Source organism: Micromonospora sp. NPDC047740 (assembly GCF_043204735.1).
Classification (GTDB): Bacteria; Actinomycetota; Actinomycetes; order Mycobacteriales; family Micromonosporaceae; genus Micromonospora.
Genome location: NZ_JBIDCT010000041.1, coordinates 1 through 21,625, shown reverse-complemented (window position 1 = coordinate 21,625; position 21,625 = coordinate 1). Strand labels below are relative to the sequence as shown.

General features: G+C 69.0%; 22 protein-coding genes and 1 pseudogene. 16 read left to right on the top strand and 7 right to left on the bottom strand.

Translation table 11 applies throughout. The features are described 5' to 3' along the window. Positions 1-637 precede the first annotated feature (637 nt). Positions 638-1,183, bottom strand: a pseudogene (locus ACGF4F_RS37020) (GNAT family N-acetyltransferase); the annotation flags it as partial. Between the two features lie 47 nt (positions 1,184-1,230). Here ACGF4F_RS37020 and ACGF4F_RS37015 point away from each other — a divergent pair. Beyond that, complete coding sequence (locus ACGF4F_RS37015) at positions 1,231-1,827, top strand: TetR/AcrR family transcriptional regulator (protein WP_393085118.1); 597 nt, start codon at positions 1,231-1,233, stop codon at positions 1,825-1,827. 152 nt (positions 1,828-1,979) lie between these two features. Then, positions 1,980-2,477 (top strand): N-acetyltransferase, encoded by a 498-nt coding sequence (locus ACGF4F_RS37010; protein WP_393085115.1) that lies wholly within the window; start codon positions 1,980-1,982, stop codon positions 2,475-2,477. Between the two features lie 174 nt (positions 2,478-2,651). Here the strand turns inward: ACGF4F_RS37010 and ACGF4F_RS37005 are convergent, their stop codons facing one another. Beyond that, positions 2,652-4,166 carry an FAD-dependent monooxygenase gene (locus ACGF4F_RS37005; protein WP_393085113.1) on the bottom strand — a complete coding sequence of 505 codons (1,515 nt, stop codon included), beginning with the start codon at positions 4,164-4,166 and terminating at the stop codon, positions 2,652-2,654. Between the two features lie 89 nt (positions 4,167-4,255). Between ACGF4F_RS37005 and ACGF4F_RS37000 the strand changes: the two genes are divergently transcribed. The 8 genes from ACGF4F_RS37000 (at position 4,256) to ACGF4F_RS36965 (ending at position 13,220) form a co-directional block, all read left to right on the top strand. Continuing rightward, positions 4,256-4,822 carry a TetR family transcriptional regulator gene (locus tag ACGF4F_RS37000; protein ID WP_393085110.1) on the top strand — a complete coding sequence of 189 codons (567 nt, stop codon included), beginning with the start codon at positions 4,256-4,258 and terminating at the stop codon, positions 4,820-4,822. Positions 4,823-5,340: 518 nt separating this feature from the next. Beyond that, entirely contained in the window at positions 5,341-6,162 is an 822-nt protein-coding gene (locus ACGF4F_RS36995; RefSeq protein WP_357447275.1) for a carbohydrate ABC transporter permease, read from the top strand. Continuing rightward, positions 6,078-7,457: an ABC transporter substrate-binding protein gene (locus ACGF4F_RS36990; RefSeq protein ID WP_393085106.1), complete on the top strand. Its 1,380-nt coding sequence runs from the start codon at positions 6,078-6,080 to the stop codon at positions 7,455-7,457. Before ACGF4F_RS36995 ends, ACGF4F_RS36990 begins: the two co-directional genes overlap by 85 nt. After that, on the top strand, positions 7,454-8,467 hold the full coding sequence (locus tag ACGF4F_RS36985; RefSeq protein WP_393085103.1) for an ABC transporter ATP-binding protein: 1,014 nt from the start codon (positions 7,454-7,456) through the stop codon (positions 8,465-8,467). Before ACGF4F_RS36990 ends, ACGF4F_RS36985 begins: the two co-directional genes overlap by 4 nt. Continuing rightward, entirely contained in the window at positions 8,464-9,345 is an 882-nt protein-coding gene (locus ACGF4F_RS36980) for a carbohydrate ABC transporter permease (protein WP_393085100.1), read from the top strand. The genes ACGF4F_RS36985 and ACGF4F_RS36980 overlap by 4 nt, the downstream gene beginning before the upstream one ends. Before the next feature lie 18 nt (positions 9,346-9,363). After that, positions 9,364-9,834, top strand: a complete 471-nt coding sequence (locus tag ACGF4F_RS36975) for a hypothetical protein (protein WP_357447263.1) — start codon at positions 9,364-9,366, stop codon at positions 9,832-9,834. 143 nt (positions 9,835-9,977) lie between these two features. Next, positions 9,978-12,365 carry a WD40/YVTN/BNR-like repeat-containing protein gene (locus tag ACGF4F_RS36970; protein WP_393085097.1) on the top strand — a complete coding sequence of 796 codons (2,388 nt, stop codon included), beginning with the start codon at positions 9,978-9,980 and terminating at the stop codon, positions 12,363-12,365. Between the two features lie 543 nt (positions 12,366-12,908). After that, positions 12,909-13,220, top strand: coding sequence for a GYD domain-containing protein (locus tag ACGF4F_RS36965; protein WP_357447257.1), 312 nt, complete (start codon positions 12,909-12,911; stop codon positions 13,218-13,220). Between the two features lie 367 nt (positions 13,221-13,587). Here ACGF4F_RS36965 and ACGF4F_RS36960 read toward each other — a convergent pair whose 3' ends face one another. The 3 genes from ACGF4F_RS36960 to ACGF4F_RS36950 all read right to left on the bottom strand — a co-directional run bounded on the left by ACGF4F_RS36960 (position 13,588) and on the right by ACGF4F_RS36950 (position 14,697). Continuing rightward, positions 13,588-13,998: a DUF2267 domain-containing protein gene (locus ACGF4F_RS36960; RefSeq protein ID WP_357447254.1), complete on the bottom strand. Its 411-nt coding sequence runs from the start codon at positions 13,996-13,998 to the stop codon at positions 13,588-13,590. A 151-nt stretch (positions 13,999-14,149) separates the two neighbouring features. Further along, positions 14,150-14,401: a hypothetical protein gene (locus tag ACGF4F_RS36955; RefSeq protein WP_393085094.1), complete on the bottom strand. Its 252-nt coding sequence runs from the start codon at positions 14,399-14,401 to the stop codon at positions 14,150-14,152. Beyond that, positions 14,398-14,697 (bottom strand): DivIVA domain-containing protein, encoded by a 300-nt coding sequence (locus ACGF4F_RS36950; RefSeq protein WP_357447244.1) that lies wholly within the window; start codon positions 14,695-14,697, stop codon positions 14,398-14,400. Before ACGF4F_RS36950 ends, ACGF4F_RS36955 begins: the two co-directional genes overlap by 4 nt. 268 nt (positions 14,698-14,965) lie before the next feature. On the opposite strand from ACGF4F_RS36950, the gene ACGF4F_RS36945 reads away from it, so the two are divergent. The 4 genes from ACGF4F_RS36945 to ACGF4F_RS36930 all read left to right on the top strand — a co-directional run bounded on the left by ACGF4F_RS36945 (position 14,966) and on the right by ACGF4F_RS36930 (position 18,490). Further along, positions 14,966-15,856 carry a helix-turn-helix transcriptional regulator gene (locus ACGF4F_RS36945; RefSeq protein ID WP_357447241.1) on the top strand — a complete coding sequence of 297 codons (891 nt, stop codon included), beginning with the start codon at positions 14,966-14,968 and terminating at the stop codon, positions 15,854-15,856. Beyond that, positions 15,849-16,064, top strand: a complete 216-nt coding sequence (locus ACGF4F_RS36940) for a DUF397 domain-containing protein (RefSeq protein WP_357447238.1) — start codon at positions 15,849-15,851, stop codon at positions 16,062-16,064. The genes ACGF4F_RS36945 and ACGF4F_RS36940 overlap by 8 nt, the downstream gene beginning before the upstream one ends. A 48-nt stretch (positions 16,065-16,112) precedes the next feature. Continuing rightward, positions 16,113-16,448 (top strand): nucleotide pyrophosphohydrolase, encoded by a 336-nt coding sequence (locus ACGF4F_RS36935; protein ID WP_357447235.1) that lies wholly within the window; start codon positions 16,113-16,115, stop codon positions 16,446-16,448. A 125-nt stretch (positions 16,449-16,573) separates the two neighbouring features. Then, a complete protein-coding gene (locus tag ACGF4F_RS36930; RefSeq protein ID WP_393085089.1) occupies positions 16,574-18,490 on the top strand; it encodes a DNA/RNA helicase domain-containing protein in 1,917 nt (638 codons plus the stop codon). Positions 18,491-18,631: 141 nt separating this feature from the next. Here the strand turns inward: ACGF4F_RS36930 and ACGF4F_RS36925 are convergent, their stop codons facing one another. After that, positions 18,632-19,102 (bottom strand): UPF0158 family protein, encoded by a 471-nt coding sequence (locus ACGF4F_RS36925; RefSeq protein WP_357447229.1) that lies wholly within the window; start codon positions 19,100-19,102, stop codon positions 18,632-18,634. 357 nt (positions 19,103-19,459) lie between these two features. Here ACGF4F_RS36925 and ACGF4F_RS36920 point away from each other — a divergent pair, with 357 nt between their 5' ends. After that, positions 19,460-19,960 carry a YceI family protein gene (locus tag ACGF4F_RS36920; protein ID WP_393085085.1) on the top strand — a complete coding sequence of 167 codons (501 nt, stop codon included), beginning with the start codon at positions 19,460-19,462 and terminating at the stop codon, positions 19,958-19,960. Positions 19,961-20,137: 177 nt separating this feature from the next. Beyond that, positions 20,138-20,605 carry an ATP-binding protein gene (locus ACGF4F_RS36915; RefSeq protein WP_357447223.1) on the top strand — a complete coding sequence of 156 codons (468 nt, stop codon included), beginning with the start codon at positions 20,138-20,140 and terminating at the stop codon, positions 20,603-20,605. A gap of 329 nt (positions 20,606-20,934) precedes the next feature. Here ACGF4F_RS36915 and ACGF4F_RS36910 read toward each other — a convergent pair whose 3' ends face one another. Next, positions 20,935-21,171: a hypothetical protein gene (locus ACGF4F_RS36910; protein WP_357447220.1), complete on the bottom strand. Its 237-nt coding sequence runs from the start codon at positions 21,169-21,171 to the stop codon at positions 20,935-20,937. Positions 21,172-21,625 lie beyond the last annotated feature (454 nt).

Genomic DNA, 21,625 nt, shown 5'->3' with positions numbered 1-21,625 from the left:
GCAAACTACTAGCCCGAATCCCCGTCGGCCGCGGCCCACACGGCCTCACCATCTGGCCCCAACCCGGCCGCTACTCCCTCGGCCACACCGGAAACATCCGGTAGGGCCGACCGGCCGCGGCCGGGACGGCCGCGGCCGCCGCTTCCGTGCTCCGTCGCGCTCAAGAATCTGTCGCGGCGGGCTCGAAGGCGGGGTCGTCGTCCCAGGCCAGCGAGCTCAACTTCCAGCCCGACGGGGTTTTGACGAACTGGGTCGTCTTCATGCCCCGGCCCTCGAACCACTCGCCGTTGAGATAGCCGGACTTCTGGTACTCGCTGAACCGGTGGGCGATCGCGCCGTAGATTTCGGTGGTCTCCGCGGTCTCCCATTCCCGGAACTCGGTCAGCGTCCCGTCGGTAAGGATCTTCTCGCGAGGTTCGACGAACTGGGACAGGTTGTAGACCACCGGGGTCGCACCCACATTGTTGATGATCATCCCTTCGGGGATGAACACCTCGTAGATCGCCTCGACGTTCGGCCTGACGCCGCCGGCGTTGGCGAAGGCGCCCAGGAAGGTGGCCATCAGGCCGTCGAGTTCGGCCTTCACAGCAGCGGACATGATGCCCGTGGGGGCGAGAGGGGCCGGTCGACCGGCGTGGCGGGCCCGCCACTCGTCGGCCAGCACGGACCAGATCTCGAGGTCGATCCGTCCGCCCGCGCCGTCCGGGTAGACCTGACGCAGCGTCCCGTCGCGGCTCATGCCCAGCCGCTGCGCGACCGCGATGCTGCGCTCGTTGCGCGCGTTGGTGCGCCACTCGACGCGAGCAATGCCGCGTTCTTCGACGGCCCAGTCGATGATCCGCTCCGCGGCGCGGGTGATCAGCCCGCGGCCCTGTGCGCCGGGCTCCAGCCAGCAGCCCGCTTCGCAGACGCGCAGCGCGGTGTCGAAGGAGACGAACATGACGCCGCCGACCAGGCGGTCGTCCAGCCAGATGCCCCAGATGCCGCCGCTGTCCTGAGCCCGCTTGTCCGCGTAACGCTGCAGCACCGCGCGGGCCTCGCCGACGTCGCGGGCGACGAAGGCGGGTGAGACCCACGGCGCGATGTGCTCGCGCGCCCGGTCCAGGTGCGCGAGAAATTCCTCGGCCTGCCACGGTTCCAGTGGGCGCAGCACGGCCGAGTCGGCGAGCGGCAGCGCGAACATCATGACCTCCGTACATAACAAACGTTTGGCATGTACGCTAGCAGGCCATGAGCCCCGCACGCACGGACCATGACTCCCGCCGCCAGGACGTCTCGGAGGCGGTTTGGCAGGTCCTGGCCGAGCACGGCTTCGGCGGCCTCACCATGCGCGCCGTAGCAGCAGCCCTGGGCTCCTCGACCGGACTGGTCACCCACTACTTCGCGGGCAAGCGCGAACTGATCGCCCACGCCCTCGACATCCTCGAGGAGCGCACCGCGCACCGCCCCCGGCGGGCCGCTCCCGCACCCGGACTGGCGGCGCTACGCACGCAGATGCTCAACATCCTCCCGCTGACCCCCGCCGCAGCGGCGATGAACCGGATCTGGGTCGGCTCCTGGGACGTCGCCCTGTCCGACCCCGACCTGTTCGCCGCCCAGAGCCTTCGCTACGAACGTATCCGCGCAGGCCTGCGCGCCTCCATCGAGGAAGCACAACAGATGGGCGAACTTCCCGACGGGGACCCGGGCCGGCTCGCGACCATCGTGCTGTCGTTCACCCACGGCCTGGTGGTCCAGGCACTGTTCGACCCCGAGCGGCTGCCGGCCGCGACACAGACCCGACTCGTCGACGACTTCCTCGCAGCGCTCACCCGCGAAACCGCATGACCACCTACTCGCGCCGGCACTCGCCAGCAGCAAGGAGTCCTTTCCGCTTAAGCATTTAGAACCCGCCCCTACCGCCCGGGGGCCTGTCGCTTGGATCACCTGATCCAGCCGCCTGGATCACCCCGCACCAATCGGCGGTAGCCTCGGCCCCCATGAGCTGGCTGCCTGAGGACTACGTCCACCCCGTCTACGTGCCGCTGCCCAACACCACGCTTCACCTACGGCCGATCCGGGAGGCAGACGCCGCGCGCGACTACCCCGCCGTGATGGGCTCCCGAGAGCGCTTGTGGGAGATCTTCGGCCCGGCCTGGGCTTGGCCCAAGGAGACGATGACCTATGAGGCGAACCGCATCGACTTGCTGCGGCACGAGAAGGAGATAGCCGCGCACCAGTCCTTCAACTACGCGCTGCTGGACAAGGAGGAGACGGCGATCTTCGGCTGCGTCTACATCGACCCGCCCGAGCGCACCGGCTCCGACGGAGAGGTCTCCTGGTGGGTGGTGGACGACCTCGTAGGCGGCGAGGTGGAGCGCGCGCTCGACGCGCTGGTGCCGCAATGGATCGCCGCCGACTGGCCCTTCCAGCAGCCCCGTTATCTGGGCCGCGACATTACCTGGCAGGACTGGCTCGCGCTGCCGCGCGCCTCGTGAAACGTCCGAGGCGGCGCCCGGATCATGCCATGAAGATCGTCTGATCGTTGTGTGGATGTCGTTGGCGGATGCCCAATGGGCATGGATCGAGCCGTTGCTGACGTCCTGTCGACCAGCCACCCAGCGTCGGCGACGTTCGGCGCTGAAGCGGGAATCTCCCGCCTTGCGAGGATGTCATTCCTGCCCGGTTCCCGACCGGACCGCATCGGATTCCTGCGACACCACCGGCGCGCCACACCACTCGCCGAACGCGACGCATAGCTGCTCATCCCGTCGGCCGGGGTCGGACTCCTCGGATACCCAGGCGATGTACCCGTCGGGGCGGACCAGGGTGAGCGGGGTGGCCGCCGTCGGGGTGACCACGCGGACCCGGTCGCCCCAGGCTCGCGCGGCCGCCGCATCGGCTCCTGACGGCGCGACGAGGACGAACATGCCGCCGCGCAGCGCCTCGGCGAGCCGTCCGCCGGCCTGGTCACCGGCGAGCGGCAGGTCCTCCGCGCGGGTGCCGACTTGCGGGTGCGCGCCGCGCGGGGCGACGTACCGGATGCCGACACCGGAGATCATGCCGGCCATCCGCCGCCTGGCCGGTCCGAGCCGCAGCGCGATGCGCAGGATCATGGTGCGGGCCACCTGGGCCGGCCGTGACCGGATCAGGGCCAACCGGATGATCGCGCCGCTGCCGCGCAGCACCATCCGCCCGACCGGGTGCCGTTCAGCGTGGTAGGTGTCCAGCAACCCGTCCGCCGCACGGCCCTGCACCGCGGCAGCGAGCTTCCAGCCGAGGTTCGCCGCGTCCTGCAGGCCGGTGTTCATGCCCTGGCCGCCGGCGGGCGAGTGCACGTGCGCCGCATCGCCGGCGAGGAAGACGCGGCCCACCCGGTACTGGGGCGCCTGCCGCTCGTCGCTGTGGAAGCGGGACATCCAGCGCGGGTCGTGCATGCCGAAGTCGGTGCCGAGCGCCTCGCGGGTCACCTCCCGTAGCTCGGTGAGGTCCACCGGCACGCCGTCCGGCTGCTGGTTGCGCCGGTTCCAGGCGAAGACGCGGTACCAGCCGTCGCCGAACGGTGCGACGAAGGCGAATGCGTCGCCGACCGCGTTGACCATCAGGACGTCGCGGGGCGGTTCGGCCAGCCGTACGTCGGCGAGCATGAGCGAGGTGACCACGGCCTTGCCGGGAAACGGCAGACCGAGCGCCGCCCGGACGCGGCTGCGGAGGCCGTCGGCCCCGACGACGTACGACGCCCGCACGGTCACCGGTCCATCCTGGGTGGTCACGTCGACGTCGACGCCGTCGGCGTCCTGCCGCAGGCCGGTGACCTCGGCGCCGCGCACCAGGTTCGCCCCTGCCGCCACGGCCCGCCGCTGAAGCAGCCGCTCGACCTGGTACTGCGGGGTGATCAGAACGAACGGGTGCCGGCTCGGCAGCGAGGAAAGGTCGACCCGGACACCACCGAAGAGTCGCAGCGACGGCACCTGGGCGCCGGTGGCGATCAGTTCGTCGGCCAGTCCCCGGGCGTCGAGTTGCTCCAGGGTGCGGGCGTGCACCGCGAAGGCGCGGGTGAGGTTGGACTCCTCCAACCGGCGTTCCAACACGGTGGTGCGTACGCCCGCAGCGGCCAGGTCGCCGGCGAGCAGCAGCCCGGTCGGGCCGGCGCCGACGATCACGACGTCGTTCTGCTGGCTGATCATGACAACTCCCCGTAAGTCAACAATCGTTGACATTGACGGTAGGCCCGTCCGGAGATTGAGTCAACACCTGTTGACCTACACTCGTTGACATGACCGCTCCCAGCCGCGCCCGCCGCTCCGACACGACCCGCGAGGCGATCCTGCGCGCCGCCCGGGAACGTTTCGCCGCCGACGGGTACGACCGAGCGACCATCCGGGCGATCGCCGCCGACGCCGGCATCGACCCGGCGATGGTGATGCGCTACTACGGCAACAAGGAGAAGCTGTTCGCCGCGGCGGCCGAGTTTGACCTGCACCTGCCCGACGCCCGCCAACTCCCGCGGGAGGACCTGGGCGAGGCGCTGGTCCGCCACTTCCTGCACCGGTGGGAGGTGGACGACTCACTGGCCGCGCTGCTGCGAGCGGCCGTGACAAACAATGCCGCCGCCGAGCGGATGCGGCAGATCTTCGCCACCCAGGTCACCCCGGCCGTCGCCGCCGGCTGCCCCGACCCGGCCCAGGCCGGGCGGCGGGCCGGGCTCATCGCCAGTCAGATCCTCGGCCTCGCCCTGTGCCGGTACGTCGTGCAGCTACCGCCCGTCGTGGCGATGACGCCGGACGAGCTCGCCGCCCAGGTCGGCCCCACCCTGGACCGCTACCTCACCGGCGCCGACTGAGGCGGCGAATAGGTTCCTCGAACAGCGGCTGGCGTAAGCAGATCCGCTCCGGCATGGCTGCCGCGTTCGGATGGCGGAACCTACGAGCTGGGCGGACTGGCCCTGCTGGACCTGCGGGACAAGCGGATCCTGCACGAGATTCCGTTGCAGGTAAGCGGCTCGGTACCGGCCCGGCGCCGCGCCCCTGGTCGCTCCGCCGGCAAATCAGCGGCGCAGGCGGCGGGCGCGGGAGCCGGCGCGGTCGGCGCGAAGCAGGCAACGTCGGTCGGCGGGAGCGCGACAGGCGTAGGAGCTACCGCTGTTGTTCTTCAACAGCTGCCCGATGATCGGCGAGCCGCCAATTCGTAGGTTTGGCACAGCCGCTTGGTAGCTTCTGACTGGCGCAGAGGACCGGGGCGGTGTTTGTCGGCGGCGGTCAGCCGGCAGGCGAAGCCGCCCACCTGTGACCGCTGGCAAGAGAGGCTGGTGTTCGCTTGCGGACGCGCGTTCCCGGGTCGGGGCCTACGGTTGGGATTCGCGTGATCGGGCGCTTTGTCGTGCCGGCTCTGTTCGCAGCGCTGTTCGCCGCTCCGCTGTGGTTGATGGTGGTTGGCTCACTGCGACCGGTCGGCCTGCCCCCGCCACGCACGCTCGAACTGTTCCCGCCCGAGCCGACGTTGGCCGCCTATGCTCGGCTACCCAGGCTGATACCTCTGTTCACCTACCTGGCGAACTCGGCGCTGGTCGTTGCACTTGCCGTTCCGTTGACCGTCCTCGTGGCCTCGCTGACCGGCTTCGGTCTCCGGTTGCTCACGCCGGCGGCCCGGCGGCGGGTGGTTTTGGGTCTGCTGGTGGTACTCCTCGTGCCGGTTACCGGGGTGTGGGCGACCCGATTCGAACTGTTCCGGCTGGCCGGCGTGGTCGACACGTATGTCCCGCTGCTGGCCCCGGCCGTGCTCGCCGGCAGCCCGTTTCTTGTGCTGCTGTATGCCTGGAGTTTCGGCGGTATACCGGACACTCAGCTGGCGGCGGCTCGGCTGGAAGGCGCCGGGTGGCTGACCGTCTGGCGCCGGGTGGCCCTGCCCCAGGTACGTCCGGCGACCATGGCGGTGGCGGTCCTCGCCTTCACCTTCCACTGGTCCAACTTCATCGACCCGCTGCTGTACCTGCACAACGGTGACCGCTACACCTATCCATTGGGTTTGCAGTTCCTGCGCCTGCTGAATCCCACCGACTGGCCGCTCTTGATGGCTGGCTGTGTGATCGCGACCGTGCCGTGCGCGGCGGTGTTCCTGCTGGCCCAACGGATCCTGTTGAACGACAACCCGTTGACGGCATTGAGATCTGGAGGTCGCCGATGAATGGCGGTGTACGGCCGTGGGTGGCGCTCGCCACCGCGGCCCTGATGGTCGGCTTGGCCGCCGGCTGCGGTGGCGCCGGTAGCACGGACGACGCGGCGAAAGTGACCGTGGTGTTGGCGGGCAACGCCGAGGAGATAGCTGGCTACCGCAGCCTGGTCGCCGCCTTCGAGAAGACCGATCCCGGCGTCGACGTCACCCTCTCCCCGGTCGCCACGCAGGACGAACTGATGGCGCGATTGACCACGTCGTTCGCGGGCGGGAATCCCCCCGATGTCTTCCTGTTGAACTACCGCCGTTACGGTCAGTTCGCGGCGCAGAAAGCGATCGAGCCCGTCCAGTCCTACCTGGACGGCAGCAAGGTGCTGAAGGAAAAGGACTTCAGCCCGCGAGCCCTGGAGGCCTTCCGCTTCGACGGGGAGCAGTTGACCTGCCTCCCGCAGAACATGTCGTCGCTGGTCGTCTACTACAACGCTGACCTGTTCGCCAAGGCGGGCGTGCCGCTGCCGAAGGCGGGTTGGAGCTGGGCGGACTTCCTGTCGGCGGCGCAGGCCTTGACCGGCGACGGTGTGTACGGTGTCGGTGTGGCGCCGTCGATCGCCCGGGTCGCGCCGTTCGTGTGGTCCAACGGTGGTGAACTCGTCGACGACACGGACCAGCCCGCCGCGCTGACCCTCACCCGCAACACGGCCACGCGCAAGGCCCTCGACTGGTTCCTCGACCTCCAACTGGTGCACCATGTGGTGCCACCGGACGCCGAGGAGCAGAGCGAATCAAGCGAGGCACGGTTCCTGCGCGGCGGCTTGGGCATGTACCTGAACAGTCGGGTGGCGGTGCCGACACTGCGCACCATCAAGGGCTTCGAATGGGATGCGGCGTCACTGCCGGTGGCGCCAGGAGGCGCACCGGCCTCGATCCTGCACAGCGACGCCTACTGCATGGGCGCGGGCCGGTCGGACCATGGTGCCGCCTGGCGATTCATCGAGTTCGCCATGGGGGTGCAGGGTCAGGAGATTCTCGCCGAGTCGGGCCGCACGGTGCCCTCCCGCCTCGACGTCGCCAACTCCCCCGCGTTTCTCGCCGCGGATCGGCCCCCACGCTCGTCGGGTGTCTTCCTGGACGCCGAGCCGCACCTGCGCGCCACACCACGCACTGCCACCTGGGCTCGGGTGGAGCGGGAGGCCGACAAACTTCTCGAAGAGGTGTTCTACGGACGGGTTGGGCGGGAGGAAGGACTGCGCCAACTGGAGGAGCAGATCCGGCCACTGTTCACCCTTGAGGAGGGAACCGGCCGGTGAGCATCGAGCACCACGCGATCCGACTGGAGTCACTGGCCAAGTCGTACGGAAAGGTCAGCGCCCTCGACGGCGTTGATCTGGAGGTCCGGGTAGGTGAGCTGGTGACCCTGGTCGGACCGTCGGGCTCGGGCAAGTCGACCATCCTGCGCCTGATCGCCGGACTGGAGCGACCTGACGGCGGCCGGATTCTCGTCAACGGTCAGGATGTCGCTGCCCTCCCGCCGCACCAACGCGCGGTGGCGATGGTTTTCCAGGACTACGCGCTCTACCCGCACCTGACCGTGCGCGGCAATCTGCTCTTCGGACTGCGGGTGCGCCGGGTCCGGCGCGGCGAGGCCGAACAGCGGGCGCAGCAGGCCGCCGAGCGCCTGGGCATCGCGGACCTGCTCGACCGCTACCCCGACCAGATGTCCGGCGGGCAGCGTCAGCGGGTCGCCCTGGCCCGGGCTGTCCTGCGCGACCCCCGCGTCTACCTGTTCGACGAGCCGATGGCCAGCCTGGACGCGCCGCTGCGCTTCGCCACCCGCGCCGACCTGCTGGCCCTGCACCGCGAGCTCGGCACTGCGACGATCTACGTCACGCACGACCAGGCGGAGGCGATGACGCTCGGCGACCGGGTGGCGGTGCTGCACGGCGGGCAGGTGCGCCAGGTCGGCAGGCCGCAGGAGGTTTACGACCGGCCGGCCGACACCTTCGTCGCCGGTTTCCTCGGTAGTCCACCGATGAACCTGGTCCCGGGCGGGGGTGTGCTGGGCGGCACGGCCGACGTGACACTCGGCGTACGGCCGGAGGATCTGGCGCTCGACGCCGACGGGCCCCTGGAAGCCACGGTCGAGGCGGTGGAGGCGCTCGGCAGTGAGGCGATCGTGCTCACGCGCTGTGCGGACAGTACGCGGTTGGCGGTACGAACCGGGCCGCGGCCGGGTGTGCGGCCGGGCGATCGGGTACGGCTTCGCCCTGACCCGAGCCGGATCCACCGCTTCGATGCCGACAATGGGCGGCGCCGGTGAAGACTGGCCGGGCCAGACGTCCCCTCACCGCCTGGGCGTTCCTCGCACCGTACGCCGTCGCGGTCGTGTTGCTGATCGCGGTTCCCGCCCTGCTCAATGTGGGCTACGCCTTCACCGACCACACCGGACTCACCCGCGATCCACAGTTCGTGGGCCTGGCCAACGTCCGTCGGCTGCTCTCCGACGGCTTCCTGCTCGACAGTCTGCAGGCGTCGCTGTTCCACGTGGCGCTGGCGGTACCGGTCCGAATGCTCGCCGCCGTGGGGCTCGGGCTGCTACTGGCCGCACCGCGCCCGGGCGGTCGGTTGTTCCGGGCCGCTGTCTACCTGCCGACGGTCATCCCGGACGTGGCGCTGGCGGTGCTGTTCCTCTGGGTGCTCAATCCGATGTACGGCCCGCTGAACCAGCTCCTCGGACTGTTCGGCCACCCCGGTTACACCTGGCTGGCCGATCCGATGACCGCGCGGATCGGGGTCGTCCTCATGCTGGCGTTCCCGATCGGGGAGGGATTCATCGTCGTCCTCGCCGCCCGCCGACTCCTGGACGGCCGGCTGTACGAGGCAGCGGCGCTGGAAGGTTGCGGCCCGATCGGTCAGCTTCGGCGACTCACGCTGCCGCTGCTCGCGCCGATACTGGTGCTACTCGCGGTCCGGGACACGATCCTCACCCTGCAGGTCAACTTCGTCCCGGCGTACGTCCTTACCGACGGCCGGCCCGCCAACGCCACGCTGTACCTGCCGGTCTACATCTTCGACCAGGTCTTCGAGTTCTCCGGGTTCGCCTACGGTTCGCTCATCACGATCATGCTCATGGCGGTCACCGCCGTCATCATCGCCCTGCAGCTGCTGATGGTGCGGCGCTGGCGCGTACTGCGTTGATCGTGACATCCTGCTTCAGTGAGAGTCCGGGTGGTTGCCCTCGTCGTCGCGGTCGCGTCGCTCGCCGGCTGCGGCGACGGCGCGGAGTCACGCCGCGGCGCCGATCCCGGCCGCGCGATGCTCGCGAACCTGCCCAGCTGCGACCGGGTGCCGCTCGACGACGACCCCGAGATCAGCGCCGACGTCACCGGGCTGGTGCTGCCCGACGGTGCCCGGATCACCTCGGTGGTCGAGCAGGGCGTGCTGACAACGGTTGAAGCCACCGTCCGGATGACCCCACTGGACGTACGCGGGCACTACGAAAACCGCGACGACATCGACCTGCTGCGCGCCGAGGACGAGACGTTCGAGGCCGAGGTGCTGATCCGCACGCCACAGCGGCGGATGTACCTGCGGGCCGGCGCGCTCTGCGCGGACGGCACGAGCCTGACCGCGGTGGTGGGCCCGGACTCCGACGACGCGGGGCTGCCGCAGTTCCACACCGACTAGGCACCGGACCAGCTCAACAGGTGTCCTAAGACGACAGTACGAATCCCTTCAGATGCTTGGTGACGTTTGACGTCACCGTGTCTAAGGTGCGTACGGACGACCGGTCATCCCGGTCGCATCCGACGGACAGGGAGAGATCCCATATGAATCGAACCCTCCTGCGACGTCGTCGCGGCCTCACGGTGGCAGCAGGCCTGGCGCTGCTGACCGCGGTCGCGCTGACGGCATCCCTCACGTCCGCCAACGGCCAGGAATCGTTGGCCACGAGCACGCCGACCGGGCCGATGGAGCTGCCCGATGAATGGATGACCGCCCAACGGCTCAGCGACGGCAGCACGGAGCTGTCCACGGCCAAATACGCCAAGGCACGCGGTGAGGCGAACCAGCTCGCCGCGCACACCCGCAGCGTCTACCGCAACCTGGCCGACCGGAACTGGAACTTCTTCGGCCCGACCAACATCGGCGGCCGGGTGGTCGACATCGCGGTGGATCCCCAGGTCGAGGACCAGATCTTCATCGCCGCCGCCTCGGGAGGCATCTGGAAGTCCAGCGACGCCGGTGCGACATTCACCGCCGCGTGGCCGGGCAACTCCGGCCAGAGCATGGGTGCCGTCGCCATGACCAGCAACGGGGTGCTCTTCGCCGGCACCGGTGAGCCGCAGCCGGGCGGCGGCTCGATCACCTTCGGCGGCGACGGCATCTACCGCTCCCGTGACCGGGGTGCGACGTGGCAGCACGTCGGCCTGAAGGACAGCCACGCCATCGCCCGCTTCGCCATCGACCCGAGCAACGAAGACCGGATCTTCGCCGCGGCGACCGGCAACCTGTTCGTCCCCGGCGGTGAGCGGGGCGTCTATCTTTCGGAGAACGGTGGCGACACCTGGCGCCAGGTTCTTGCCGCGCCGAACGACACCACCGGCGCGACCGAGGTGGTGATCGACCCGAGCAACCCGGCTCGCATGTATGCGGCGATGTGGGACCACCGGCGTGAGCCGCACCAGCGCACCTATGGTGGCCCCGGTTCCAGCATCTGGCGTTCCGACGACGGCGGCCAGAACTGGCAGCGGATGACCAACGGCCTGCCGACCGACGCCGATCAGGGCCGCTGGGGGCTGGCGGTCGCCCCGAGCAACCCGCAGCGCCTGTACGCCTACGTCGGCACGGCCCTCGGCCCGTTCCGCGCGTTCTACCGCTCGGACGACGGCGGCGACACCTGGACGCAGACCCCGGTCACCGCCAACCAGGCATCCCAGTCCACCTTCAGCTGGTGGTTCGGCAAGCTCTTCGTCGACCCGAAGGATCACAACCACGTCTTCCTCACCGGGGTCAGCCTGATGCGCTCGACCAACGGCGCGCAGAGCTTCTCCTCCGTCGGCGGCCCGCACGCCGACCAGCACGTGCTGCGGTGGGACCCGAAGAAGCCCAACCGGGCCTACCTGGGCAACGACGGCGGCTTCTACCGGTCCGACAACAACGGCGCGAGCGGATGGGTGAAGTCGACCCACGAGCCGTACACCCAGTTCTACACGGTGGATGTCGCCGAGACCGACCCCGTACTGAAGGTCGGCGGCGCTCAGGACAACGGCTGCAACCGCGGCTACAACGGGCCGGGTGGCGCGTGGAACGCCATCGGCTGTGGTGACGGCCTCCAGGTGATCATCCACCCCGAGAACCCGAACATCGTCTTCGGGTGCAGCCAGTACGGCGCCTGCTACCGGTCGGAGAACGCGGGTGGGACGCCTCGCCAGAGCATCAGCACCGGCCAGACGGTGTCGCAGCGGCGCAACTGGCTGACGCCACTGCAGTTCGACCCGAGCGACCCCAACGTCATGTACTACGCCGGGAACATCGTCAACCGGTCGACGGACAACGGTCGTACGTGGACGGCGATCAGCCCGGACCTCACCGGTGGCGGCCCCAACGACCCGTCCGGCTACCCGTGGGGCACCGTCAGCACGATCGCGGCCGCCCCGACCGACGGTAACAAGCTCTACGTCGGCACGGACGACGGCCGGCTGTGGTGGACCGACGACCTCGGGCAGAACTGGAACCGGGTCGATCAGGCGCAACTGCCGGGTACGTGGGTGACCCGGGTCGCGGTGCACCCGAAGGACAAGAACATCGCCTACGCCACGTTCTCCGGCTTCCGCTCCGGCAGCGACCGCCCGCACGTGATGGTCACTGCCGACGGGGGCCGCACCTGGACGGACATCGGCCGCGGCCTGCCCGACGCACCGGTGAACTCCGTGGTACCGACCTCGGACGGGCTGCTGCTGGTCGGAACCGATGTCGGGGTGTACGTCTCCGGTTGGAACGGCGGCGAGTGGGCCTCCCTCGGCGCGGATCTGCCGAACGCGGCCGTGATGTACATGCGCTACCACGAGCCGACCCGCCAGTTGAGTGTGGCCTCGTTCGGTCGGGGCATCTACGACCTCGCGGTGCCCCGGTGCCCCGCGGCCTCGACCAAGCTCCCCTTGCGCGCGCCGGGCGTCGGCGTCGTGGGGGCGCTCGCCTCGTGCCGAGCGGGATAACGATCCAGATGTAGTCAGGGCGGGGATCTGGAGGCAAGCCTCCAGATCCCCGCCCTCTTTCTTGGCTGCCGTCCGGCTCGGCGGACCGTGCGCTACTCGTAGCCGGCTGGCAAGCCCGCTGTCGCGGCCGGTCCTGGTTGCGGCGGCAAGTGCGGTCAGGCGCAGATGTCGCCAGGTGACGAGGCCGCTCGACGGCGGACAGCTGTTTGCCGTCGAGCACCACAAGTGCCCAACTGCCGCCGAGATGTCGGTGTAGATCCGGCCCCGGTTCGGCGGGTCCTGGATGATCGCGTGCAGGCACAGACCGCCCGCGCCGCGCTGCCACGACGGCCCGGTCGGTGGTACGCGAGGCAGTGAACTCGGTCCACTTTCTGTCCGCCGTCGGTGGACAGGTTATGCCGGCTCCGCCCTAGAAGCGATGACTGGGTCTGGCTCGCCGAGCGGGCCGTCGATTCTGTGATCGCTCGCATCACTCGTTCTATTGCTCACTTGATGCGGATTCCGCCCATTATGACCGGAATCAACCTACGATGAGGTCTCTTCATGGAGGTGAAGGCCATGCCGACGTATGTCGCGTTGCTGAACTGGACCGATCAGGGGATCCGAGGCTACAAGGACACGGCGAAGCGCGCCGAGGCCTTCGCCGCAGCGACCCAGAATCTCGGGGCGAATCTCCTGAACATTTACTGGACCGTCGGTCCGTACGACCTCGTGGCCGTCGTCGAGGCACCCGACGACGAAACCGCCACCGCGGCGTTCCTGCAGCTCGGTGGGGCGGGCAACGTCCGTACCACGACCCTGCGGGCCTTCGGTCGAGAGGAGATGGATCGCATCATCGCCAAAGCCGCTGGCTAAACGCCTTCCACACACCGCCTACGACAGGTGGAGCAGGTCGTTCCATCCGCAACCGACTGTATACCCGCGACGAGCAGCGGTCCGAGGAGCAGGGCCAGTGGAAGCATCCCCTACGGCGGAAATCGGCTTCCGAGGGGCCCTCGTGCTGTCGAAGCATGATCGCCGGACGGGCCGTTCGGAGCGTGCCGCCCTCGGCGATACTGGCTCTGCAAGCGTGAAGTTGAGGAGCCGCACGATGCGGGCAACCACGGCCGTCGATGCGGGCAACCGCGGTCGTCAGGCCAGGCACTTCGCGGGGGGCAGGTCCGCGGCGACCGGCAGGTGGATGACATACCGCTGGGTCGCCGCCCGTGTCCCAGCGCGGGGGCTATGAGCCGGGACGCCGCCCGCCACCGGCACCCACCGGTTCGATCACCTGCCAAAACTCCTTCGAAAGCTGGGCCATCGCATTCTCGAACTCGTCACGGGAAACAGCCTCACGTAGCGTCGTGAGCACCGCGGGGACAACGGCACCGGCGAGCGCACGCTCGACGTCCGGGCGATCCCCCACCCGCCGCACGAACTCTTCGAACCCGAACGACGTGGCCCGTTCCCGTCCAAGCGGTCTGCGCAGGTGATCGGCCAGCTCGTCCGGAAGCTGATAGGCAAGGTCATCAGCCTGGCCGGCGCTGATCCGATCCGCCAATATCTCCAACGTCGCGCCGGTGAGTGTCGCCGCCTGATCGGTCGACACCTTTGCCCGCGTGGCCACGGCGTTGACAAAATCCTGGTACTCCACCCTGATCTCCTCTCCGGCCGGATCGCCGTCGAAGGGCCATTCGCGAGCCCTGACCCAAATGCGCCGCAGCGCCTTGCCAACACCTTGCTGCGCCGGTGGGTGACCCTGCCTCATCCCCATCGGGTGAATCGCCAAGGCGCGCTGCGGCGGGTCAGCGGCGTAGCCGGCGGGTGCAGGGACCGTCGTGGTCGGCGCGGAGCAGGCAGCGCCGGCCACCGGGCATGAGCAGGTCACAGAAGACCCGATGGCGTACGTTCTGGTCGTCCTCGACGGAGACGGTGGTCTCCCCCTGGTCCGTCTGCGGCAGGACGAGCAACCAGCGGCCGACCACCCGGGCCAGGCGCTGCGCGGCGGGCAGGTCGGTGGCGACGACCGGCAGGTGGATGACGTACCGCTGGGTCACCGCTCGTGTCCCCGGGCGTCTCGGGCGCGGGCCTGGTCGGACTGCCAGCGGCGCAGGGCGTCCTTGACGACGGCGGTCTCCCGGCGGCTGGCGGCCAGGGCGGCGTAGACGGTTGCCATGTCGCCGGCGACCCGGTCGAGGAACGCGTACACGTCGTCGGGGTTCAGGCCGCGGCGTCCGAGCCCGACCGGCTTGAAGCGGCGCTCGCGCACCTGCCAGGGCAGCAGACCGGTGTACGCGCTGGAGCGGTAGGTCGCTCCGCTCCCCCGGGCCGGTCGCTGGTGGCGGACGGTCATCCCGCAGTCTCCCTCGCTCGTCGTGGGTGGATGGGGTGGGGCCACCCGCCCTCCCCGCACAGGCGGACCCACCCCGGCCCTGCCACCGCAGCTCCACTCAGCAGTACGGCAGCACGGCTCTTGTGGTCAGCGTGTGACACCGCAGAGCCGCAGCGCAACATTCCACAGCGGATTTCTCGCCAGATGTATTGACTTTCTTTACTGAAACCTGTACGTGTTGCAGAGCGACGTCACGCAGTGTTGCAGGACGGAATCTAGGAGTGTTCGGATGGCCGAGGAGATCGGATCGACCGTGCCGCGCCGGCAGCTCGGCCGGCTGCTGCGCCAGTACCGCACCGAGGCCGGCGTGACCCTGGACGCCGCCGCCGAGGCTCTCGAATACAGCCGACAGAAGATCTGGCGCATCGAGTGCGGCTTGGGCGCGGTCCGGGTGCTCGACGTCAAGGCGATGTGCGAGCTGTACGGGGTCTCGGCGGAGATGACCGAGGCGATGAAGGGCCTGGCCACGGAGACGAAATCGAAGGGCTGGTGGCATGCGTACGGGGACGCGGTGCCGAGCTGGTTCGAGCTGTACGTCGGCCTGGAATCCGCCGCCGCCCACCTGCGCCAGTACGAGGAGACGCTCATCCCTGGCGTCTTGCAGACTCGTGAGTACGCCCTCGGCCTAGTCCGGCTCGACCGACCTTCGGCCAGCCAGGAGGAACGGGAGCGAGCGGTCGAGGTGCGCTTGCAGCGGCAGAGCCTGCTAACCCGTCGCCTGCCGAGGCCGCCGCAGCTAGATGCAGTGCTCTCCGAGGCCGTGCTCCGCCGCACCGTCGGCAACCGCGGAGTCATGGTTGGCCAGCTCAGCCGACTCATCCAAGCCGCCGAGTTGCCGAACGTGTCGATCCGAGTGCTCCCGTTCGCCGCGGGACCGCACTCCGGTGCAGTTGCCGGCTCCTTTGTGATCCTCGATTTTCCCGCCACGAAGGGCGGACGAGCGGCACCGGAGCCACCCGTCGCCTACAGCGAATCGCTGACCGGTGCTCTGTATCTCGACAAGCCTGATGAGTTGGCCGCCTACCGAGCCGCCTGGAAGAGCCTGGAGGCTATGGCGCTCGATGAGGCACAATCGACGGACATGATCAAGAGGATCATCGGGGAGGTGCGGCATGACTGACCTGACCGGCGCCGTCTGGCGCAAGAGCACCCGCAGCGGTGGCAACGGCGGCAACTGCGTCGAGGTCGCCACCAACCTCCCCGGCATCGTCGCCGTACGCGACTCCAAAGACCAGCTTGGTGCGCGCCTGAGGTTCGCACCGACGGCCTGGGCCAACTTCGTGCAGCGGATCAACGGCGGCGGCTTCGTGGACAGCCCGGCGCGATAGCGGGAACAGCCCGAATGCCAGTAGAGCCGGCCGTGAAAGACTGCTCGGGTGAACGACCTGACGGCTCGCGTGCGGGCCTTCGCCGAGGAACGCGACTGGCAGCAGTTCCACACGCCGAAGAACCTCGCCATGGCGCTCGCCGGCGAGGTCGGTGAACTCCTCGCCGAGTTCCAGTGGCTCACCCCCGAGCAGACCGCCGCGGTGATGGACGATCCCGAGGCTGGCGCGCGCGTCCGGTCGGAGATCGGCGACGTGATGATCTACCTGACCCGCCTGGCGGACGTCCTCGGCATCAACCTGGAGGAGGCTGCCTTCACCAAGTTGGCGGAGGTCGCCATCCGCTATCCCGTTGAACAGGCCAAGGGTTCCGCCGCCAAGCGGTAACAAGGCGTGCGAGGAGTTGATCTCTTCGCTACAGTCCACCAAGTACAGGCGCGTAACGACGGGCTTCCGGCTGCGGCCGGACACGCCCCCCATGCGCACGATCTCTTCGTGCTGCCCGGGGGCAAGTGTTGTCTGCGTTCCGCACCTCCGCCGATGGTCTCCTCCGCTACGCGGCCAGCGGCACGCTGGCCGATCGGGTCGCGGAGCACATCGGTCACAACGTGAGCGCCGCCGAACGGCGCTCCTGGGAGCGCAGCCTCACCGTGCTCGGGCAGGACCTGGTCGATGCCGGCCTGGGGCAGGTCGAGATGCTGGTGGAGTACCAACTGCCGCTGACCAGCAAGCGGATCGACGTGGTGCTCGCGGGCCTACATCCGAAGACCACCGAGGACTCCTACGTGATCGTGGAGCTCAAGCAGTGGTCGCAGGCGGAGTCCTACGAGGGGTCCGACCGGCTGGTCCTGGTGGAGCACGCCCGCGGTCCGCGGCTGCACCCCGGCGTGCAGGTCGGCGACTACTGCGAATACCTGACGGACTTCCTCGGCGTGCTCTCGCACCACCGCAGCCCGATCGTCGGGGCGGCGTACCTGCACAACGCCGTGGACCGGGACGTGAACGATCTGTTCCTACGGTGGCCCACCGAACAGAGCCGGATCTTCACCAAGCAGCGCCGCGGCCAGTTCCTCGACTATCTCCGGGCCCACCTGGCTCCGGCGTCGGGCGCGGCCGCCGCTGACCGCTTTCTCACCAGCTCCGTCCGCCCGAGCAAGCACCTTCTGTCGTACGCCGCCGCCGAGCTCAAGCAGCGGTCGCACTTCACGCTGCTCGACGAGCAGCGCTTGGCGTACGAGTTGGTCCTGCACGCCGTGGAGCGGGCGCGCTCCGCGGATCGCAAGTCGGTCGTGGTGGTCTCCGGCGGCCCGGGCAGCGGCAAGAGCGTGATCGCGCTGTCGGTGCTCGGCGAGTTGGCCCGGCAGGAGCGCGCGGTCATGCACGCTACCGGTTCGCGGTCATTCACGCAGACGCTGCGGCGCTACGCCGGCAAGGGCTCGACCCGCTTGAAGAACCTCTTCGGCTACTTCAACAGCTTCATGTCCGCCGAGCGCAACGGCTTGGACGTGCTGATCTGCGACGAGGCGCACCGGATCCGGGAAACGTCGGTCAACCGTTTCACGCCGAAGGCGAAGCGGGACAAAGCCCGCCTCCAGATCGACGAGCTGATCGCCGCCGCCAGGGTGCCGGTTTTTCTGCTGGACGAGCATCAGGTGGTCAAGCCGGGCGAGCTGGGCAGCGTCGATGTCATCTCCGCGTACGCGAAGCAGCTGAACCTGGACGTGGAGGTGGTGTCGCTGCACGACCAGTTCCGCTGCGGCGGTAGCGAGGCGTACGAGCAGTGGGTCCTCGACCTGCTCGGCCTCGACGGCGGCGAGCCCTCGGCCTGGACCGGCGACGGCCGCTTCGACCTGCGGCTGGCGGACTCGCCGGAGGCGATGGAGGCGTTCCTGGCGGCGAAGCAGGCCGCCGGGGAGACGGCGCGCTTGTCGGCGGGCTACTGCTGGCCGTGGAGCGACCCGCGCCCGGACGATTCGCTGGTGCCGGACGTGCGGGTCGGCGGCTGGGCCCGGCCGTGGAACGTCAAGAGCGACCGCAGCGTCGGTGACGCGCCGGGCAGCGCGTTCTGGGCCACCGACCCGAACGGCTTCGGCCAGGTGGGCTGCGTCTACACGGCGCAGGGCTTCGAGTACGAGTGGTCGGGTGTGATCCTCGGCCCGGACCTGGTCGCCCGCGACGGCCGGTTGATCACCCGGCGAACGGAGTCGAAGGACCCCGCCTTCCGCAGCCGCAAGGCACTCAGCGACTTCGAGGCGGACCGCTTGATCCGGAACACGTACAAGGTGCTGATGACCCGGGGAATGCGTGGCACCATGCTTTACTCCACCGACCCCGAGACACAGCACTATCTGGCTTCGCTGATCCGGGTGAACCGGGAAGTCGAGACGATGTACGAGACCGCTGTCGCTGGAACGACCCGACCCCGCTGAGGCGGGCCCGGTGTCGCGACGAGGCGATGGCTGAGGTGCATGCTGGCGGCGTTGTCCGACTCCCCTGCTGCGTTGATCGCGGCCATCGACGTGGAGTCGAGCGACTCGCGGCGCCCCTGACATCATTCGGCGGCGCTGGGATCACGGCACCGCCGGATCAGGGTGCTCGGCGCGGGCTCGCTCCGCCGCATCCTCCGCGACGAGGTTGTTGTCCGCCAGGAACGCGATCGCTCGCCGGAGGGCACGCGCGTTGCGGAAGTCCTGCCACACCGACACCAGGTGCGGGTACTCCTCATACAGTTCGTTCCGGAAGCGCCGGAAGGCGCCCCTGCCGTCGATCGCTCGATGCAGTCGTCGGCTGGCGCGCTCGTCGCTGAGCAGGTCCGCGAAGTCGACCATGTCCTCGTACCACACGTAGGACGGCAACGAGTCGATGGACACCACATCGAGTTCGTCGAGGTCGACGGGTGTCTTACCGTCGATGCCGCCATCGGCGGTCCAGAACATCACCTCTCCGGTTGCCGGGTCGATCAGCCACCGGTGCTCGTACGCGCTCTGGTCCTCCAGCGCAGTAGCGATCTCCTCGAGGTCGAAGTCGTGTGGATCGCGCATCCGTTCCGCCTTTGCCGGCCGTGGCAGCTCTCAAGCCACCGAGAATACGCCGCGGACCACGCTTGGGCGGATCACGTCGTTGGTTCCCTACGCCCAGGCTCGCGCCGTTCGGAGGGAGGCCGGTTTGCGGCCCGTCAGTTCGGTGACCGCGTCGGAGGTCGCTGCTCAGCGGCCCTGGCGGATGGACTCGAACATGCTCGTGTCCTTCGGGCACCGGCGCGGGCGGGCCGGCGACGAGCCTGGTCACCGACTCGCCCTCGTCGGAGCTAGCGAGGGAATTGATCTGGTATGTCCGCGTACGCTTGGCGGGTGGAGATCAGAACCGGACGGTGGCGACTCGGCCCGGACGAGGGGCGCATGCTGCTGCGGACCCGCCGCGCGGGGATCGGCTCGACCGTCGGGCACGACCTGGCCATCGAGGTGACCGACTGGTCGGTGGAGTTGGATGTTCCGGAGACTGGACCGGCGGATGCCACCGCGACGGCCCAGGTCGGGTTGGGATCGCTGGCCGTGCGGCAGGGCACCGGCGGTGCGCGACCGCTGACTGACAAGGATCGGGGCGAGATCGAGAACAACGCCCGGCGGACGCTGGACGTCGATCGCCATCCGACGGCCACCTTCGAGTCCAGCCGCGTTGTCGTCGGCGACGACCATGCCACGATCAGCGGAACCCTCACGCTGCATGGGGCCGCCGGCCCGATCGACATCGAAGTGCGTGAGGTGACGTCCGACCGGTACCGCGCCGCCACGGTGGTGACGCAGTCGGCGTACGGAATCAAGCCGTACTCGGCCTTTCTCGGCGCGCTCAGGGTCCGTGACGACGTCGAGGTGGAAATCGAGGTCGACCTCGGAGGTTGATCTGCGGTCGACCGCACGTACGGCCCGTGGTCCGCTCGGGCGCAGTGCTCGTGTACGAGGGCAGTCATCTCACCACGCTGTCGCGCTACCGGGCTGCTGCATCTCCTCGGGTCGTCGCTTGCCCCGCAACGTTCAGGTCGTTGTCGGTGCGTGAGAAGCGGGTACCGGAGGCGGTCCATGGCTGACGGGCTGGAACTGGCGATCTTGATCGGGCTGCAGGCATCGGGGAAGACCACGTTCTGCCGGCAACTGTTGGCCGACACTCATCTGGTGGTCAGCAAGGACGCTTTCCCGAATGCCCGCCATCGTCAGCGCCGCCAGATGCGTCTGGTCGATGAGGCGCTGACCGCGGGGCGTTGTGTCGTGGTGGACAACACCAATCCCTCACCGCAGGAGTGGCAACCGCTGATCGAGGCCGCTCGCGTCCACGGGGCAAGGACGGTCGGGTACTGGTTCCGGCCCGATCTGCCTGCGGCGCTCGCCCGCAACGCCGCCCGTGAGGATCGAGCTCGGGTACCGGACGTCGGGGTGTATGACACGCTCAAGCGGCTGCGACGCCCTCGGCAGGTCGATGGATTCGACCTGCTGTACGAGGTCCGGATCGCCGGCAGGGGCGGGTTCCGGATCGAGCCGATGGAACGCTGACGGGAAAGTGAGGAGTTCAAGGAGCGACAACGGTCCCGGGAGTACTTCCACTCGCTGAGCGTGCTACCCGACGCCTGGACTGTGATCAGGGTCGCCGGGCAGCAGCACCATGATCAGCCCGTACACACGCAGGGCAGGCCGATCCGGCAGGCGCCGGCGACAGGATCCGCCAGGCAGATCAGCGAGGGCGGATGACCGTTCTGCGAATTGGCCTGCGGCTCGACTCGGAGTCCCCGCAGATCAGCTCGATATATTTTGGGAGATCAAGGAGCGGTGGCCGGGGAGCCGGATGCGACCACGCGCGGGCCGCCTCGTCCCGCCCGACCGCGTCAGCGCGGCCTGCCCCGGCGGCGGCGCATCAGCCACAGCACCAGCAGCACGCCCACGGCGATAACCACCAGGCAGCAGACCAGGCCCGCGCCGCCCCGCGGCCTGCTCGCGGCGGCCTCGATCACCCGCTCGCCGGTCCCCGTGGACGCCCACGCTGCGACCGGCACGAACACCGAGAGCACGACCGCACCAAGGACGGCGACGAGCCGGCGCAACCATTTGTTCCATGCAGACATGCCCTCATCCTCACCGATGGGGATAACCGGGACATGTCATATGGGCGAGACAAGAAGCCACCGATACGGCGAAGAGCGTCGCGGCGGTCCCTGCGCGTTGTCCCAGCCGTCCGACCCCGCCGAGCCTGGTCCGTCGCTCAGAAATCTGCTGTTCGTCCATGCTTGGACCGCGCGTTCGGCGCCATGCCGACGGCGCCGCGACGTCCGGCCGCGTCAGCAAACCTCCTGCCCGGCAACAACCAACTGGGGAGCCGCTCCACTCCCCGTCGATCGGCACGCCGCGAACCTCGATGAGCGAACGACCACGGCTAATCGACGGCTTATTGGCGGATTAAATCCGCCATAACCGGCACCCGAGTTGTCAACGGACATCGGGTGTTGCGGGTGGGCGGACAGTGGGCCGCCGGGTCCGCGGACACGGTTTCTCCGGGTCCGCGGACACATGTCGTCCGGA

What these genes read in the sequence shown, in the direction of transcription:
- ACGF4F_RS37015 (WP_393085118.1), top strand. Translation starts at nt 1,231, where the DNA reads ATGAGCCCCGCACGCACGGACCATGACTCCCGCCGCCAGGACGTCTCG.
- ACGF4F_RS37010 (WP_393085115.1), top strand. Translation starts at nt 1,980, where the DNA reads ATGAGCTGGCTGCCTGAGGACTACGTCCACCCCGTCTACGTGCCGCTG.
- ACGF4F_RS37005 (WP_393085113.1), bottom strand. Translation starts at nt 4,166, where the DNA reads ATGATCAGCCAGCAGAACGACGTCGTGATCGTCGGCGCCGGCCCGACC.
- ACGF4F_RS37000 (WP_393085110.1), top strand. Translation starts at nt 4,256, where the DNA reads ATGACCGCTCCCAGCCGCGCCCGCCGCTCCGACACGACCCGCGAGGCG.
- ACGF4F_RS36970 (WP_393085097.1), top strand. Translation starts at nt 9,978, where the DNA reads ATGAATCGAACCCTCCTGCGACGTCGTCGCGGCCTCACGGTGGCAGCA.
- ACGF4F_RS36965 (WP_357447257.1), top strand. Translation starts at nt 12,909, where the DNA reads ATGGAGGTGAAGGCCATGCCGACGTATGTCGCGTTGCTGAACTGGACC.
- ACGF4F_RS36950 (WP_357447244.1), bottom strand. Translation starts at nt 14,697, where the DNA reads ATGACCGTCCGCCACCAGCGACCGGCCCGGGGGAGCGGAGCGACCTAC.
- ACGF4F_RS36945 (WP_357447241.1), top strand. Translation starts at nt 14,966, where the DNA reads ATGGCCGAGGAGATCGGATCGACCGTGCCGCGCCGGCAGCTCGGCCGG.
- ACGF4F_RS36940 (WP_357447238.1), top strand. Translation starts at nt 15,849, where the DNA reads ATGACTGACCTGACCGGCGCCGTCTGGCGCAAGAGCACCCGCAGCGGT.
- ACGF4F_RS36925 (WP_357447229.1), bottom strand. Translation starts at nt 19,102, where the DNA reads ATGCGCGATCCACACGACTTCGACCTCGAGGAGATCGCTACTGCGCTG.
- ACGF4F_RS36920 (WP_393085085.1), top strand. Translation starts at nt 19,460, where the DNA reads ATGCTGCTGCGGACCCGCCGCGCGGGGATCGGCTCGACCGTCGGGCAC.
- ACGF4F_RS36915 (WP_357447223.1), top strand. Translation starts at nt 20,138, where the DNA reads ATGGCTGACGGGCTGGAACTGGCGATCTTGATCGGGCTGCAGGCATCG.
- ACGF4F_RS36910 (WP_357447220.1), bottom strand. Translation starts at nt 21,171, where the DNA reads ATGTCTGCATGGAACAAATGGTTGCGCCGGCTCGTCGCCGTCCTTGGT.